Genomic DNA, 15,738 nt, shown 5'->3' on the forward strand with positions numbered 1-15,738 from the left:
AGCTCGACCAACGAAGTGGAGTTTCCTGGATCCGCCGGTTGAATGACGGGGAGGGGGCTGGCGACTACTTCTTCACCAGCGGGCACTCGCTCTCGGAGAGGGGGCGGAAGGCCTCTTCCGCGGGGATGGTGGCGCGCAGCTTGTAGTAGTCCCACGGCGCCTTGGACTCGGACGGCTTCTTCACCTCGAAGAGATACATGTTGTGGATCTTGCGCCCATCCTCGCGGATCAAGCCGTCGCCGAACAGGACGTCCTTGATGGGCGCCGACTTCATCTTGTCCACGACCGCCTTGCCGTCCTGGCTTGAGCCGAGTTCGGCCACCGCCTTGAGATAGGCGAGGGTCGCCGAATAGACACCAGCCTGAGCCATGGAGGGCTTGGTGCCGCGCATCTTGTCGGCGAAGCGCGCGGAGAAGGCCCGCGTGCCGTCGTTGAAATCCCAGTAGAAGGGCGCGGTCAGGATCAGGCCCTGCGCCGTCTGCAGGCCCATGGAATGCACATCGGTGATGTAGATGAGCAGGCCGGCAATGTTCTGGCCGCCCGCGACGATGCCGAATTCCGCCGCCTGCTTGATCGAATTGGTGGTGTCGGCCCCCGAATTGGCAAGGCCGACGATTTTCGCCTTGGAGCTCTGCGCCTGCAGCAGGAAGGACGAGAAATCGGCCGTGTCGAGGGGCACCCGGACCCGGCCGATCACCTTGCCGCCGTACTCTTCCACCACCGCGGCGGTGTCGCGCTCCAGGGCCTGGCCGAATGAATAGTCGGCGGTGAGGAAGAACCAGGTGTCGCCCCCGGTCTTCACGATGGCCTGGCCGGTTCCGTGGGCGAACGCCCAGGTGTCGGAGGTCCAGTGTACCGTATTGGGAGAGCACGCCTTCCCGGTGAGGTCGGAGGTTGCCGCCCCCGAGGCCAGAATGACCTTGTTCTTGTCGCGGGTGATCTCGTTCACCGCGAGGGCGGCGGCGGAATTGGTGAGGTCGGTGATCATGTCGACGCCGTCCACGTCGTACCATTGGCGGGCGACGCTGGCGGCGATGTCGGCCTTGTTCTGGTGGTCGGCCGAGAGCACCTCGATGGTCCAGCCCTTCTGGCTGAGGCCGGAATCCTCGACTGCCATCTGAGCCGCCACCACCGATCCGATGCCGCCCAGGTCGGAGTAGGGGCCCGACTGGTCGTTGAGAACCCCGATCTTGACGGTTTTCGGCGCCTGGGCGGATGCCGCGATGGTCGTCGCCAGCAGCGCGACGAGGCCCATGATCATGCCATGTCTCAATGTGTCCCCCCATTTTATTCTGCCACGTTTCCTCGAGCAGTTTCCTGGCGCGTGCTCTGGCCCGGTTTCGGGCTGGCCCGGCGCTTTGCGCGCTCGGACCTGATGGACGTTTCAGCTCTGCCTGAGAAGATCGATGACCCCAGCATAGTCGCTACAGCGTCCGCCATTCTCAGCAAAGCGGGCAATGATTTTCTGTGCTGACGCGCCGAGCGGGATCGCGGCGCCGGCGGTGCGCGCCGCCTCCTGGGATGGGGGCAGGTCTTTGGCCATCAGCTCGGCGGCAACTATGGGCTCGGCATCTATGGTAGAGCAGCCGATCTGGCGCGCCATCCGAGGATCGAGAAGATCGCCGAGATGAGGCCGCATCACTTCATCAATTATATCGACGACCTCATCTTCACCCGCGAACTGGACGAGGTCGCGGCCGGCGTGAATGCCGCGTTCCAGAGCTCAAACCCCATCGGGTTCAGCGCAGGCGGCCGGCGGCCCGGCTGACGACGCGACTCAGGATTTGGCGTCGACGATCTTGCGGAGCGCGTCGTTGATGCGGTCCTGCCAGCCGGGACCGCCCTCCTGGAAATGCTCCAGCACCTCGCGGTCGATGCGTAGCGCGACCATTTCCCGCCCACCGGGAACGACCGGGGCCTTCGGGGGCGCCTCGATAGGCTTGGTGGTGACCGATTTGAACGCCGCTTCGGCGGTGTCCCGCACCGAGCTTCCGGTCCGGCGAAATGGCGGTCTCGACATGGAATGTTCCCTCACTCGTCTTGTGCGTCGGCGGCCGAACGCCAACGCCTTCCCGCCTCAGGTCGACCGATTCGGTCATGTGAACCCTGCCATGGGCGGGGCTCGCTATAAAGGCAGGGCGGCGAAGGTCAGCGTGGCGGCGAGCAGGGCGGCGATCGCGAGCAGGGCGAAGGCGGCGACCGGCCAGCGGCGCAGCACGTCGTCAGCCGCCACCGCACCACCCATGATCGCTCGGCCCGCAGTGCCCAGAACGCCGAGGGCGTTGAGGATGTCGCCGGCCGGCACCTCCCGCACGCGCGGCGCCCTCCAGGCCAGGAGCGCCGCGCCCCCGAGGCCGAGCGCCACGGGCCACAGCCCCTTCAGGAGTGCCGATGGCGTGAAGGCAGCCGATGCTGGCAGGCCCGTCACCGCCTCGAACAGCGCAAACGGCAAAACCAGCGCCAGAACGGCGAGGGCGAGCGCGGGCACAACGAGGTCGCGCGGCGGCGTGCCTTTCGTGCCGCTGCGGGCCACCAGCAAGGCATAGCGGGCCATCAGCAGGGTGCTGCCGGCGGCGGACAGGGTGACCAGGGTGCCCGCCACCCCATCCGGCACGATGAGCTTGATGGCGTATTTCGCCATGGCGCCGCCGGTCAGCGGCAGGCCGGCAAGGCTCAGGCCCAGCACGCCGGCGACCGCCGCCACCGCCCATGCCCGCTTGGGCGAGGACGCCATGGCAACACCCACAGTAAGGAACATGGCGCCCTTCAGCAGCATGTGGTTCGCCGCATAAAACGCGGCGATGGTGAACGTGCCGGCCGTCCCGTTCATGACGCCGGCGCCGATCACCGCCGCCACCACGCCCATCTGGCTCACGGTGGAATAGGCGAGGGCGCGCTTGGGATGGGTCTGGGTGAGGCCCACAGCGACCCCGTAATAGGCCGTGAACAGGCCGGCGCCGCACAGCATCGCGCCCCAGCCGGGCAAAGGCACGCCCTCGGGCAGGAAGCGCAGAAGGCCGATGACCCCGGCCTTCACCACCACGCCGGAGAGCACCGCCGAGCCTGGAACCGGCGCCACGGAATGGGCCAGCGGCATCCACACATGCAGGGGAAAGAGGCCCATCTTCAGGATGAAGCCGAGGAGGATCAGAACCAGCACCGGCGTCTTCCACGGCGAGGTGGGCAGCAGGGCCACCGCATCGCGGATCTGCGGGTTGGCGTCGGTTGCGCCGGAGGCGAGCATGACGAAGGCTGCGATGAGCAGCGCCTCGCCCAGCACGGTCAAGGCCAGGTAGAGCGAGCCCGCGCGCCGGGCCTGTGGGGTGTCGTCATGGGCGGCAAGGCCATAGGCGGAAAAGCTCACCAGGGCATAGGCGAGATAGAAACTCGCAACGTCCGCCACCAGAAACACGGCGAAGGACCCCGCCATGGTGAGCAGCCACCAGATCATGACGGCCGGCCGCGCCGGGTCCTTGCGCAGATAGGCCATGGCATAGGTTCCGGCGGTCATCCACAAGAGCGACGCCCCGCCCAGCAGCAGCGCCCCCGGTGCGTCGAGGGCGAGGGTGAAGCGGAAGGGATCGGGCGCCACCAGCACCGAAAGTCCCCGCAGCACGGCGAGGGCCGCGATCAGCGCCGGAAGCGGGACGAAAACCAGAAGATGGGGCAGGGCCCGGCGCACCGCCGGCACCAGCGCGGCGAAGGCCAGCACCAGCGGCAGCGCGATCGCCACCACCATGAGCGCCTCGGACAGCGCCGGCATGGCCGGTTCGAGGGCGGAGAGATCGAGCGGCGGGGACAGGGTCTCGCCGGTCATGGCATCACTCCCGTCCAGGTCAGGGGGCGGCCGATCTCCAGGAAGGGCAGGGGAGCGAGCGGCATGAAGCCCACCAGCATGGCCCCGAAGGCGAGGGCGAGGGCGATCATCGCCCGCCAGCGGCACTCCCGCGCATCGGGCAGGTCGGCATCGGGATGCTGCAGGGCGATCACCACCACCCGCAGCACATAGCCGCCCGCCAGCAGCCCGCCCACGAGCACCACCGTGGCGATCCACCACGAGCCCTGCTGCAGGGCCGAGGTCAGCAGCATCACCTTGGCCACGAACCCGCCGGAGGGCGGCAGCCCCATGAGCGACAGGCCGCCGAGGCCGAAGGCGGCGACGCTCACCGGCGCCAGCCGGCCGACACCCCCCAATCCCGACAGCCGGTCATGCCCCATGGTCTCTGCGATCAGCCCGGCGGCGAGGAACATGGCGGCCTTGGACAAGGCGTGGGAGACGAGGTGGAGCGTGCCCCCGGTCCACGCCAGCGCGCTAGATGGCCCGTCGCTGGACGCCGCGAGGGGGAACATGAGGCACAGGTAGCCGATCTGCGCCGCCGTGGAATAGGCGATGAGCAGCTTCAGCCGCTCCTGCGCCAGCGCCACCACTCCGCAGAACACGATGGCCGCCGCGCCGCAGAGGGCGAAAACGGGGCCGGTCAGCTGGGTCAGGGGCAAGGGCGCAAGGTCCGACCAGAGCCGCACCAGAAGGAACAGCGGCGCCTTGATGACCACGGCGGAAAGCACCGCGCTCGCCGCCGGCGGTGCGCCGGAATGGGCCGGCGGCAGCCAGAGGTGGAGCGGGAACAGGGCGGCCTTGGCCATCAGCCCCGCGCTCATCAAGGCAAGCGCCGCGGCGGCGGTCGCCCCGCCGGCTCCGTGCGCCATCAGGCCGGCGAGGTGGGCGATGTCCAGCGTGCCGAACAGGCCGTAGATGAGCACCACGCCCAGCAGGTACAGCACCGAGCCGAACAGGGCGAACAGCAGGTAGGTGAGCGCCGCCGCAAGCTGCCCCGCCTTGCCTTCCAGGCACACCAGCGGCACGGCGGCGAAGGTGAGCAGTTCCAGCGCCACATAGAGGGTGAAGAGGTCCTGCGCCAGGAACGCGAGGTTGAGCGCGCAGGCGAGCGACAAAAGCAGGATGAAGAAGGTGGCCGGCATGCCCGCCGAGCCACGCGCCTTCACCTTGCGCGTCATATCCCCCGGCCCGGTCATGGCGAACAGGCCGGTGAAGAGCAGCACCAGGGCGGCCATCAGCATCATGGCGGCAGCAAAGCCGTCGGCCCGCAGCCCGACGCCCAGCGGCGGGGCAAAGCCGCCGACGAAATAGCCCAGCGCCCGTCCGCCCTGCGCCACCCGCTCGGCGATGCCGGCGGTGATGGCGACATTGACGGCGAGCATCCCCAGCGCCGCGCGCTCGCCGGTGCGCGGCCCGAGCAGGAGAAGCGGCACGAGGCCGAGGAGCGGTGCCGTGATCGCGAGGACGAGAAGGGCGCTCACGTGTCCTTCTCCCGCTCATCTTCGTGCGCGGCCTCGGCCTGAGTTGCGGACAACCGCACCAGCAGGGCGGCGGCGAGGGCGGTGGCGCAGAAGGCCACCACGATGCCGGTGATCACCAGCGCCTGCGGCACTGGATCAGCATTGAAGCCGGCGCCCGCGCCGCGCCGCGCCACCACGCCGAAAATCAGGAAGACCCCGCCGCCGAGGATGTTGAAGGCGAGGATGCGGCCGAGGGCGCCGGGCGCCGTCAGCAGCCCGTAGACACCACAGCCGACAAGAGCCGCCCCGGCGAGGTCGAAGAGAGTAACGCCGGTCACGAGCGCTCCTCTCCGGCCGGCGGGCCCAGAACGATGAGGCCGAGGGTGACGGCGATGGAGAGGGTGATGGCGACTTCCACGGCGATGATGACCGCTTTCTCCGCCCCCGGCGGATAGCCCAGGAACACGCCCGCCGTCGCCCAGCCGGCAAAGCCCACCGCGAGAAATCCGAACGGGCCGGCCAGCAGCATCAGCCGCAGGCCACGGCTTTGCGTGGCCGGGATGCTGATCTGGTCGCCCATGACCAAGAGCAGGCCCATGGCGGCGAGCACCGCCCCGCTCTGGAACGCCCCGCCGGGATGATCGGCGCCGGCCCACAGCAGATAGAGCCCCACCAGCACGCCCACGGGCGCCAGCACCCGGGCGAGGAAGGCGGAGGGTGCGGGCGCGGGTTCCACCGACAGGGGATCCGGCCGCCCCCGGCAGGCCGGATCCCGGGAAAGGGCCCAAACGCCCACCAGGGACAACAGCAGCACCACCTTTTCCAGCAGCGTGTCGAGGGCGCGGAAGACGAGGAGCACCCCGGTGACCGGATTGCCCAGATCGGTGGCGGGCAGGGCGGCAGCCACGTCGGAGGCGCGGGTGGGTGCCGGCTCCGGCAAGGCGAGCACCGCCGCCCCGAGCGCCACCGCGATGGCGATGGAAACGACCGCCGCCAGCGGCCGCAGGGCGCGATTGGGTGCGGACGACTTCGGAGTTGCGGACAGGGCGCGGACGCAGCGCAGCAGCACCACGCCGGAAATGCCGCTGCCGATGGCGATCTCGGTTAGCGCCACGTCCACGGCGGCAAGGCGCACCCAGGCAAGGCCCAGCAGCAGCCCATAACCGATGAAGGCGATCACCGCCGGCCGTGCCGCGCCGGTAGCCACCACGCCCATCGCACCGGCCAACAGCAGGAGGCAAAGCACGGCATCGAACACGAGGCTCACCGGCTGTCCTCCCCCGAAGCGGGCGCGTCGCCGGCGTCCTTCGATTCTGTTATCACGGCTTCCGCCATGACTTGGGCTGCCGCGCCGGAGGCGAGCTGGGCCAGCAGCCAGACCGCCACCATCTTGGCGGCATCCAGCAAGCTCGCCGCCTGCGGTAACAGGCCGAGCACGATGAGGGCGAGGCCCACATTGTCGGCCTTGGTGAGGGCGTGGATGCGCGACAGCGTCCCCGGCAGGCGCACGAGGCCGAGGGTTCCGGCGGCGAAGAAGGCGATGCCGGCCGCGATGAACACGAGGGTGAAGGCGTCCGCGATCAGGCTCATGGCCGGGGCGCCGCTGGGGGTGTTCCCGCCTTTGGGCGCACCGAGCCGAAGGCAGCGCGATAGGCGCAGGCCGCCAGCGCGGCGAGCAGGGCCAGCAGCAGTGCTGTGTCGAGCAGCGCGGGATCGCCCGTGGCCGGCGTCAGCAGCAGCAGCACGGCGATCCCGGCCGCGCCGAGCAACTGGACAGCCAGCAAGCGATCCACGTCGTTGCCGGCCCGCCACAGGGCCGCAAGGCCCGCTGTGGCGAGGAGCAGAAGCAGTGTCGCCGCCGAAAAGAGCAGGTCAGCCATGGCGTGGCGTGTCCGCCATGGCGAGGAAGGCAGTGGCGTCCGCATCCAGCATTGCTGCGACCGGGGCGGTGATATCGAGGCAATGCACCTGCAGCTCCGGTCCCTGTCCGGTGAGGGGCAGCGTGCCCGGCTGGAGGCTGGCGAGCGCTCGAAACGCGTCCCGCGCGAGGCCTTGCGGTACGGCGCAGGGCACCTCCAGCACGCCGGGATTCACCCGGGGCGGACGGGCGGCGACCCGCCACGCAACGTCCCAGCCGGCGCGCAGCGAGCCGGCGAAGAAGCGGGCCGCATAGGCCAGCATCGCCCTAGGGTTGAGGCGGTTCGGTCCCACGGTCGGTAGCAGGTGGAGGCTGAGGACCGTGGCGAGGGCGGATATGACGAGGCCGGCGGCGAGGTCGATGGCGCCGATGCGCCCGAGAATCACCCACCCCGCGAAGAACGAAAGCCAGCGTGCCGCGCCGTGCGCGCTGAAGAGTTTCCCCATTTCCGGCCTTCCCAGCCTGCGTCGTCCATCCGGATGCTGCTATGCAGCATGGTGGCATCATAGCCAGCGCGTGCACCGGACGGAAGGTACAGGCTACGGTTCGCGCGAAAGGGGCGGGCGCAGTGGCGCCTTCGGCTTTGCGGGACGTTCGGTGGAACAAAGCGCCGTGTGCGGAGTCTTCCTCGCGCCGTCCGCGCGCGGACCAACGGGGGCAAAAATGCGCTTCGCCGTCCAATCCCGCCTCGAATACGAGGTGAAGTCTCCCACCGTGTTCATTCTCAACGTCGAAGCCGCCGCCCTGCGCCGGCAACGGATCATCGCCGAGCGGCTGCAACTGACGCCGGGCTACGCCATCGAGCGGTTCGCCGAGGATGAGGGCGGCAGCCGCTTCCTGCGGGTGATCGCAAACCCGGGTCCGTTCAGCGTGGCCTACGCCGGCGAGGTTGAGGTGAACATGATCGAGAAGGAGCCCACCGGCATCGGCGAAGTGCCTGTGGGTGAGCTGCCGCTCGACATCCTGCCCTATCTCAACCCCAGCCGCTTCTGTCAGTCCGACCTTCTCGGGCGGTTTGCCCGCCGCGAGTTCGGCGAGCTGGAACCCGGCCACAACCGGGTGAATGCCATTTGCGGCTGGATCCACGATCACGTGGACTATGAGCGCGGTTCCAGCGATGCCCAGACCTCCGCCTATGACACCATGGTGCTGCGTGCCGGCGTGTGCCGGGATTTCGCGCATCTCGGCATCGCCTTCTGCCGCGCCCTGAACATCCCCACCCGGTTCGCCAGCGGCTATGCCTGGCAGCTGGACCCGCCGGATTTCCATGCGGTCTTCGAGGCCTATCTGGGTGGCGAATGGTACCTGTTCGACGCCACCCGGCAGGCCGCCCTGCAGGGGCTGGTGCGGATCGGCGTCGGCCGGGATGCCGCCGACGCGGCCTTCGCCACGATCTACGGCGACGCCGAGTTCAAAGGCATGTCCGTGGGCATTGAAGCCGTCAGTCCCGACGCCGAGGAGGAGCCTACGGTCCGCGCCGTCGCCGTCGGCTAGCTCTGGCACCCCTACACAAGCCGCTTCGCCCGCCGGGGGAGCGGCTTGTCGATTCTGGGGAGCGCAGCTGGTGCGGCGCTCACGCACATGACATGCACTGGGGCGGGAGGGGTATTGCGGGAGGGGCGACATTGGATCAGATCAAGCTGGCCGTGGTATCAGGGCGTCTGCTCGATTAAGAAGAGCTCCCCAACCCCATCCGATGGCTCCCGTTCGACGCCTGACGACAGTGCCAGATAGGCGGAACCAAGCCCGTGCCCTTCATGACGACAAACCCGGCGCTCGCCCGCGCTTTGGCCGAGCGGGACTACAACGATCCGACGCCGGTGCAGCTTGCCGTGCTTGCCCCCGAGGCGTCGGGGCGCGACCTCCTCGTGTCCGCGCAGACCGGATCGGGCAAGACAGTGGCCTATGGCCTCGCCATGGCGGACACGCTGCTGGGCACGGATGAGCGCTTCGGTCCCGCCACGGCGCCGCAGGCGCTGGTGGTGGCCCCCACCCGTGAACTGGCCCTGCAGGTCCAGCGCGAGTTCGAGTGGCTTTATGCGGCGACGGGTGCGCGCATCGTCTCCTGCGTCGGCGGCATGGACCCACGCCAGGAACAGCGCGCGCTCAGCCGGGGCGCCCACATGGTGGTCGGCACCCCCGGCCGCCTGCGCGACCATCTGGAGCGGGGCCGGCTCGATATCTCCGCCGTGCGGGTCGTCGTGCTGGACGAAGCCGACGAAATGCTCGACCTCGGCTTCCGCGAGGATCTCCAGTTCATCCTCGACGCCACCCCGCCGGAGCGGCGCAGCCTGCTGTTCTCGGCGACGCTGCCGCGCGGCATAACCATGCTGGCCAAGCGTTACCAGCGCGAGGCCCTGCGCATCGAGGTGGCGAGCGCCGAGGGCGGCCATGCCGACATCGAATACCGCGCCATGCGCGTGGTGCCGAAGGAGATCGAGCACGCCGTCGTCAACGTGCTGCGCTTTTATGATGCGCCGAGCGCCATCGTGTTCTGCAACACCCGCGAAACCGTGCGGCATCTGCACGCGACCCTGCAGGAGCGGCAGTTTTCAGCCGTCGCCCTGTCCGGCGAGCTGAGCCAGAACGAGCGCAACTCCGCGCTTCAGGCCCTGCGCGACGGCCGAGCGCGGGTGTGCGTCGCCACCGACGTGGCGGCGCGCGGCATCGATCTGCCGAGCCTCGGCCTCGTCATCCATGCCGACCTGCCGAACGACGCCGAGAGCCTCCAGCACCGCAGCGGCCGCACCGGCCGGGCCGGCCGCAAGGGCGTCAGCGTGTTGCTGGTGCCACCGTTTCGCCGCCGCCGGACTGAAGACATGCTGCGGGGCATGGGCCTGACCCCGGCCTGGTCGGGACCGCCCACCGCCGACGAGATCCGCAAGCTCGACCACGAGCGCATGCTGCGCGATCCGCTGCTCACCGACGAGCCGAACGAGGAGGACGCCGCCGTCGCCCGCGCCCTGCTGGAGCAGCAGCCGGCCGAGCATCTGGTGGCGGCGCTGGTGCGCCTTTATCGCGCTGGCCTGCCCTCGCCCGAGGAGGTGGCCGACCCCGGCGAGCCGCGCGGCCGCGACCGTGCCGCCGCGCGCGGGCTCGGCGGACCTGCCGGCGCCGGCGGCGGGGCGTGGTTCCGCCTCAATATCGGGCGCCGCAATAAGGCGGACCCGCGCTGGCTGCTGCCGCTGATCTGCCGCCGCGGGAACGTGACCCGCGACGACATCGGCGCCATCCGCATCTTCGACGAGGAAACCGCCTTCGAGGTGAGCGCCGCCGCCCTCGACCGTTTCAGCACGTCCGCGCGCAAGTCCGATGGCTCGGACGTGATCATCGAGCCGCTGCCCGGCGGCGCGCCGTCGAGCCGTCCCGAGCGGCCGGCGCCGCGCTGGAAGGGGCCCCAAGACAAGCAGAGATACGACAAGCCGGGCTATGAAAAGCCGGGGCAGGACCGGCCGGGCCGGGGCAAGCCGTTCCGCGACAAGGCCGGACCGGGCAAGGGCGGGAAGCCACCAAGCCGAGGTCCTGCGGATCGCGGTCCCGGCACCTTCGCAGGCAAGCCGGCAGGAAAGAAGCCGCGCCGCCCCTGATCGCGCCTCCGACCCGGGAGCGAACCTGCATCGGTCAGCCTGAGGGCGGCCCCGAAAAGGGGCTGCTCCGGCGGCCGCCTGCGCTTGATCTCTTGCGTTGCAGCACGACATGCTCTAGCAAGCGCCCCCTTCCGCATCCCGCATCCTGCACGGAGGGCCCATGACCGCCTGCGGCCTCGATTTCGGCACCTCCAACACCACGCTCGGCTTCATCGGCGCGGACGGTCCGCGTCTTGCGCCCCTGGAAGGGGCTGCCGACACGCTGCCGAGCGCCATCTTCTTCCCCCGTAGCGCCGAGCCGCTGGTGGGACGCGCGGCCATGGCGGCCTATGTCTCGGGCGAGCAGGGCCGGCTGATGCGCGCCCTGAAATCGGTGCTCGGCACGGCGCTGGTGGATGAGACCACCTCAGTCGGCCGGCTGCGGCTGAGCTTCCGGGCGGTGATCGCGGCGTTTCTCGGCGCGGTGAAGGCCCGGGGCGAGGCGGCGGCCGGTGGCGCGCTCAATCAGGTGGTGCTCGGCCGTCCCGTGCACTTCGTGGATGGCGACGCGGCCGGCGACATGCGGGCGCAGGACGTGCTGGGCGCCATCGCCCGCGAGATCGGCTTTACCGACCTGTCGTTCCAGTTCGAGCCCATCGCGGCGAGCCTCGATTATGAGCGGCAGGTGGCGGGCGAGGAACTGGCCCTGATCGCCGATATCGGCGGCGGCACCTCGGACTTTTCCATCGTGCGCATTGCGCGCGGGCATGCCAGCCAGTCCGACCGGGCGTCCGACATCCTCGCCAACGAGGGCGTGCGCGTGGGCGGCACGGATTTCGACCGGCAGCTCTCCCTGTCCATGGTCATGCCGCTGCTCGGCCACGGCAGCCCGCTGAAGCGCAAGGGCCTGTCCATGCCGGTGGGCATCTATCAGGATCTTGCCACCTGGTCCGCCATCAACCGGCTCTATGACGGCAAGACCGCCCGCTCCATCCGCGAGCTGGAGCGCGATGCCGAGCGTCCCCACCTGGTATCGCGCCTCGCGCGGGCGGTGGAGGACGAACGCGGCCACAGCCTCGCCCTCGACGTGGAGACCGCGAAGATCCGCGTGGCCGAGGCGGGCGCCACCGTACTGGATCTGGCGGTGCTGGAAGCGGGCCTGTCCGTGGGCATCGCCCATGAGGATCTGGTGCGGCACACCGGCCTGCTGGCCGATCGCATCGCCGGGCGGATTGCGTCCTGCCTCGCCACGGCGGGCCTGAAGGCCGACGACATCGACGCCCTGTTCCTCACCGGCGGCTCCACCCGCCTCAGCCATGTGCGCGCGGCCATCTGCACCTGCGTGCCTCAGGCCCGGGTGATCGAGGGCGACACCTTCGGCTCGGTGGGCACCGGCCTCGCCATAGAGGCGAGCCGGCGGTACGGCTAGTTAAAGCACGTCAAGCGCCGGCAGGGGTGCCGCGGGCCGGCGGCTTTCGCCGGCCATGAGGGTGGCGAGGTGAGCGGCGAGCGCGTCGAGCAGCACCCGCGTCTTCAGCGGCACATGCCGGGCACTGGGATAAAGCGCGAGAATGGGCGCATCCCCGCCATCCCAACCGGGCAGCACGCGGGTGAGCCGACCGGTGGCAAGGTCCTGCGCCACATCCACCTCGGACTTGAGCATGATGCCGAGGCCGGCAAGCGCCCAGTGGTGCACCACGTCGCCATCGTCGACACGCAACCGCGCCGCCGCGCCAAGGCTGGCCGTTGCTCCGTCCGGTCCCCGCAGCCGCCACGGGTCGCTGCCGCGGCCGTAGCGCAGGAACGCATGGCCGGCGGCCTCCTCCGGGGTCACCGGCCGGCCCGCCCGGTCGAGATAGGCTGGAGCGGCGACCAGGATGCGCCTGTTGTCGGCGAGCTTGCGCATCATGGCTGAACTGTCGACGGGCGCGCCGATGCGGATGGCCACGTCGAACCCCTCTCCCACCAAGTCCACCACCCGGTCGTCCAGTTCCAGCGCGACCGCGAGCCGGGCATGGCGCGTGGCCAGTTGGGCGAGCACCGGCGCCACGCAGCGGCGGCCGAAGGCGATGGGCGCGCTGACCCGCAGAGCGCCCGAGGGTTCGACCCGGCCGCTCGCCAGCCGCTCCTCGCCGGCCTCGATGGCGTCCAGCGCACGCTCCACATCGATCAGCAGGCGCGCGCCTTCCTCGGTGGGGCTGAGCGCGCGGGTGGTGCGATGGATGAGGCGCACGCCGGCCCGATCCTCCAGCGTCGCCAGTCGCTTGCTCACCACCGCGAGGGTGACGCCGAGCCGCCGCGCGGCGGCCGATAGGCTACCCTCGGCCAGGATCGCCCGGAACGTCTTCAGCTCATTCAGGTCGTCCAGCACCGCATGTTCTCAACTTGAATGCGAGAATACCTCGTATGCGTGCTCGCTTATCAGCTTCAGAACAAGAGCGCACATTGCCCTCATGGCGAATTGGACTTTCCCGGCTGCGGCAGGCCGGAGACGAGCACAGGAGGTCTCATCATGGCACTCGACCTGACAGGCAAGCGCGTTCTGATCGTTGGCGCGGGCGGCGGCATCGGCGCGGCCACTGCGCGGGCCTTTGCTGATGCCGGCGCCCACGTGTTCGCCGCCGGCCGGCCGGGGCCGAAGCTGGATGCCGTTGCGACCGGGACCGGCGGCGTGGCGGTGGCCCTCGACATTCTCGACGATGGTGCCATCGAACGCGTCTTCGCGGAGGCGCCGGCCTTCGACCACGTCGCCATCGCGGCCGCTGCGACCAAGAGTGGCCCGGTCTCCGGCCTGCCTCTGGAGGCCGCGAAGGCCTCCATGGAGAGCAAGTTCTGGGGCGCCTACCGCGTCGCCCGCGCTGCGCAGGTGGCGGATGGAGGCTCCATCACCTTCGTATCCGGCTTCCTTTCCCACCGGCCGAGCGCGGGCGCGGTGCTGCAGGGCGCGATCAACGCCGCGATCGAGGCGCTCGCCCGCGGCCTGGCGCTCGAGCGGGCGCCAGTGCGCGTCAATACCGTCTCGCCCGGACTGATCGACACGCCGCTGTGGCAGGGCATGCGGGAGGACGACCGCGCGGCCATGTTCGCTCGCACCGCCGAGCGTCTGCCCGCCCGCCGTGTGGGGCGGCCGGAGGACATCGCGCAGGCGATCCTTTTCGTCGCCACCAACCCGTTCGTCACCGGCACGACCGTCACGGTCGATGGTGGCGGCACCATTGCGTGAGGTCGGCATGCCGGACTCGGTACGCCATGCGGTGTCACTGGCCGCCGTTTGATGCCGGCGGTTTCGTCCTCTCCGTGGCGCCGCCCGCGCGGGCGGGTCCGGGTGGCACCCAGGCGGCGAGCTGGTCGCGTCCTTCCTGGGACATGTCCTTGGCGGCATCGAGGATGGCCTTGTGGACGATGAGCCAGACCGCACGCCGCGCGGCCCTCAGCTCGACGAACGCCTGATCGCCCCTGCTTTCGTCGAACGGGGTCGCTGAGATGGCGCTGCGGGCTTTGTCCTGCGCCAGCCGGGAGGCCTGCTCGGCGGCGGCGAGGCTGCCGGCGATGTCGCCGAAGCGGGCGCGCAGCACGGCTGCGTCCGCCGCCGGCAGGGTGGCGGCGAGGCGGTCGATGTGCACCGTCTGGCTTCGCGCCGCCAGCGGCGGGCCGTGCATGCGGTGGAACGCCACCGCTACCGCCGCGCCGGCGAAGAACAGGTTGAGCGCGAGGGAGGCCACCAGCAGCAGGCGCTGAGATGGCATGGCCAGGAGGGAGCGCCGTTCAAGGCTCACAGAACTTCCTCCCCCAGCGGGTCGGGCTCGAACACGATGGTGCTTACGTCGCCACCGGAAAATTGCGGCGCGTGAAGCTCGCCGGGCAGAAGGCCGAAGCCACCGGTGCCGGTGCCGATCACGAAGCCCAAAAGCGCCATGCCGGCCAAAAGCGCGATGCTGGGCCATGCCGGGGCGAGATCCACCGACACCAGCCAGGCGGGGAGCCAGCCCGTCGGCCCGCTTTGGCTCTGGGGCGGCAGCGGCGAGGCGAACAGGGCCTCCATGACCCGTCTTCCGCTCTCCGTGTCTTTCGGGTGGTGTCGGGTTCCGGCGGCGAGGCGGGCATGGAGCGCGTCGCTTTCTTTCAGCAGCGCCCGCGCCACCGGGTCCCGCCGCGCCAGCCGTTCGGCATCCTGCCGGACGCCTGCGGGCCAGAGGGCGCGGTCCGCGCCGTGGCGGGCGATCAGCCGTTCGAGTTCCGCGCGCGTCATGCCTCATCCTCCGTTCTGGTGCGGGCCGAGGCGGCCGCGTAGGCTGCGCCGCGCCCGCACCAGCAGGGTTTCCACCCCGGGAACCGAGGTGCCGAGGATGTCGGCCACGCGCGCATTGGAGAGACCCTCCCAGTAGGTGAGCAGGATGGCTGCGCGCTGCCGCTCGGGCAAATCGGCGACCGCGGCCCAAAGCCCGAGGTCGTCCTCCCGGCGCTCCATGCGCGCGAGGGCGTCCGGCGCCGGGTCGGCGGCCTCCTCGGTCCCGTCGAGGGGCAGGAAGCGGGCCTTCCGCCGGTGGTTGAGGCAGAGATTGACCACGATGCGATAGAGCCACGTGCCGAAGGCCGCCGTGGGGCGCCAGCGCGGTGCGGCGCGCCAGACCCGAAGCAGGGCCTCCTGGGCGATGTCCTCCGCGTCCTGCGCATCGCCCAGGAAGCGCCGGGCGAAGCCGGCGGCGCGCGCCGCATGCCGGTCACAGAGCGTCCGGAAGGCTGCCGCGTCGGCGGTGGCCACGCGTGCCATGAGGTCCTCGTCGCTCGCCTCGCGCATGGGCGTATTCGAACCCGCCTCCCATCCCCGCAACATGCCACCATGGTGCGCTCTCCCTCAATCGGTCGCCCCGTCCCAGGGCGGGCGCCCGCCCGGCTGCTTCCGCTGCGGCGCCGCAGGCCGGCGGCGTTCTGCGGGTTTGATCCTTTGAACCCGCA

19 protein-coding genes are annotated in these 15,738 nt (G+C 70.2%); 5 read left to right on the plus strand and 14 right to left on the minus strand.

The window, feature by feature from the left end:
* Positions 1-64: 64 nt before the first annotated feature.
* Together V5F66_RS03310 and V5F66_RS03315 are read right to left on the minus strand one after the other, a co-directional pair.
* On the minus strand, positions 65-1,261 hold the full coding sequence (locus V5F66_RS03310; RefSeq protein WP_394093220.1) for an ABC transporter substrate-binding protein: 1,197 nt from the start codon (positions 1,259-1,261) through the stop codon (positions 65-67).
* A gap of 123 nt (positions 1,262-1,384) precedes the next feature.
* Positions 1,385-1,603, minus strand: coding sequence for an NAD-binding protein (locus V5F66_RS03315; RefSeq protein ID WP_394093221.1), 219 nt, complete (start codon positions 1,601-1,603; stop codon positions 1,385-1,387).
* A 24-nt stretch (positions 1,604-1,627) separates the two neighbouring features.
* Between V5F66_RS03315 and V5F66_RS03320 the strand changes: the two genes are divergently transcribed.
* A complete protein-coding gene (locus V5F66_RS03320; protein ID WP_394093222.1) occupies positions 1,628-1,768 on the plus strand; it encodes a hypothetical protein in 141 nt (46 codons plus the stop codon).
* Between the two features lie 9 nt (positions 1,769-1,777).
* On the opposite strand, the gene V5F66_RS03325 is transcribed toward V5F66_RS03320, so the two are convergent.
* From V5F66_RS03325 to V5F66_RS03360, 8 genes are all read right to left on the minus strand, one after another.
* On the minus strand, positions 1,778-2,020 hold the full coding sequence (locus V5F66_RS03325) for a BrnA antitoxin family protein (RefSeq protein ID WP_012113605.1): 243 nt from the start codon (positions 2,018-2,020) through the stop codon (positions 1,778-1,780).
* A gap of 105 nt (positions 2,021-2,125) precedes the next feature.
* Positions 2,126-3,817 (minus strand): complex I subunit 5 family protein, encoded by a 1,692-nt coding sequence (locus V5F66_RS03330; RefSeq protein ID WP_394093223.1) that lies wholly within the window; start codon positions 3,815-3,817, stop codon positions 2,126-2,128.
* Complete coding sequence (locus V5F66_RS03335; protein WP_394093224.1) at positions 3,814-5,319, minus strand: complex I subunit 5 family protein; 1,506 nt, start codon at positions 5,317-5,319, stop codon at positions 3,814-3,816. Before V5F66_RS03335 ends, V5F66_RS03330 begins: the two co-directional genes overlap by 4 nt.
* Entirely contained in the window at positions 5,316-5,636 is a 321-nt protein-coding gene (locus V5F66_RS03340; RefSeq protein ID WP_394093225.1) for an NADH-quinone oxidoreductase subunit K, read from the minus strand. The genes V5F66_RS03335 and V5F66_RS03340 overlap by 4 nt, the downstream gene beginning before the upstream one ends.
* The gene (locus V5F66_RS03345) at positions 5,633-6,565 is read right to left on the minus strand and encodes an MnhB domain-containing protein (RefSeq protein WP_394093226.1); all 933 of its coding nucleotides are present in this window, start codon (positions 6,563-6,565) and stop codon (positions 5,633-5,635) included. The genes V5F66_RS03340 and V5F66_RS03345 overlap by 4 nt, the downstream gene beginning before the upstream one ends.
* Positions 6,562-6,888, minus strand: coding sequence for a monovalent cation/H(+) antiporter subunit G (locus V5F66_RS03350; protein ID WP_394093227.1), 327 nt, complete (start codon positions 6,886-6,888; stop codon positions 6,562-6,564). Before V5F66_RS03350 ends, V5F66_RS03345 begins: the two co-directional genes overlap by 4 nt.
* Entirely contained in the window at positions 6,885-7,178 is a 294-nt protein-coding gene (locus V5F66_RS03355) for a monovalent cation/H+ antiporter complex subunit F (protein WP_394093228.1), read from the minus strand. Before V5F66_RS03355 ends, V5F66_RS03350 begins: the two co-directional genes overlap by 4 nt.
* Positions 7,171-7,662, minus strand: a complete 492-nt coding sequence (locus tag V5F66_RS03360; protein WP_394093229.1) for a Na+/H+ antiporter subunit E — start codon at positions 7,660-7,662, stop codon at positions 7,171-7,173. Before V5F66_RS03360 ends, V5F66_RS03355 begins: the two co-directional genes overlap by 8 nt.
* A gap of 217 nt (positions 7,663-7,879) precedes the next feature.
* Here V5F66_RS03360 and V5F66_RS03365 point away from each other — a divergent pair, with 217 nt between their 5' ends.
* The 3 genes from V5F66_RS03365 (at position 7,880) to V5F66_RS03375 (ending at position 12,211) form a co-directional block, all read left to right on the plus strand.
* Positions 7,880-8,710, plus strand: coding sequence for a transglutaminase-like domain-containing protein (locus tag V5F66_RS03365; RefSeq protein ID WP_394093230.1), 831 nt, complete (start codon positions 7,880-7,882; stop codon positions 8,708-8,710).
* Positions 8,711-8,973: 263 nt separating this feature from the next.
* On the plus strand, positions 8,974-10,803 hold the full coding sequence (locus tag V5F66_RS03370; protein ID WP_394049911.1) for a DEAD/DEAH box helicase: 1,830 nt from the start codon (positions 8,974-8,976) through the stop codon (positions 10,801-10,803).
* 160 nt (positions 10,804-10,963) lie between these two features.
* The gene (locus tag V5F66_RS03375; protein ID WP_394006821.1) at positions 10,964-12,211 is read left to right on the plus strand and encodes an Hsp70 family protein; all 1,248 of its coding nucleotides are present in this window, start codon (positions 10,964-10,966) and stop codon (positions 12,209-12,211) included.
* Here the strand turns inward: V5F66_RS03375 and V5F66_RS03380 are convergent, their stop codons facing one another.
* Complete coding sequence (locus tag V5F66_RS03380) at positions 12,212-13,153, minus strand: LysR family transcriptional regulator (RefSeq protein WP_394093231.1); 942 nt, start codon at positions 13,151-13,153, stop codon at positions 12,212-12,214.
* 141 nt (positions 13,154-13,294) lie between these two features.
* Between V5F66_RS03380 and V5F66_RS03385 the strand changes: the two genes are divergently transcribed.
* Entirely contained in the window at positions 13,295-14,005 is a 711-nt protein-coding gene (locus V5F66_RS03385; RefSeq protein WP_012113617.1) for an SDR family oxidoreductase, read from the plus strand.
* Between the two features lie 34 nt (positions 14,006-14,039).
* Here V5F66_RS03385 and V5F66_RS03390 read toward each other — a convergent pair whose 3' ends face one another.
* The 3 genes from V5F66_RS03390 to V5F66_RS03400 are packed head-to-tail and all read right to left on the minus strand — an operon-like array spanning position 14,040 to position 15,580.
* Positions 14,040-14,558 (minus strand): periplasmic heavy metal sensor, encoded by a 519-nt coding sequence (locus V5F66_RS03390; RefSeq protein WP_394049905.1) that lies wholly within the window; start codon positions 14,556-14,558, stop codon positions 14,040-14,042.
* Positions 14,555-15,031, minus strand: a complete 477-nt coding sequence (locus V5F66_RS03395) for a hypothetical protein (protein WP_394049903.1) — start codon at positions 15,029-15,031, stop codon at positions 14,555-14,557. Before V5F66_RS03395 ends, V5F66_RS03390 begins: the two co-directional genes overlap by 4 nt.
* A gap of 3 nt (positions 15,032-15,034) precedes the next feature.
* Positions 15,035-15,580 carry a sigma-70 family RNA polymerase sigma factor gene (locus V5F66_RS03400; RefSeq protein ID WP_012113620.1) on the minus strand — a complete coding sequence of 182 codons (546 nt, stop codon included), beginning with the start codon at positions 15,578-15,580 and terminating at the stop codon, positions 15,035-15,037.
* Positions 15,581-15,738 lie beyond the last annotated feature (158 nt).

This window comes from Xanthobacter versatilis, assembly GCF_043193975.1.
GTDB lineage: Bacteria > Pseudomonadota > Alphaproteobacteria > Rhizobiales > Xanthobacteraceae > Xanthobacter > Xanthobacter autotrophicus_E.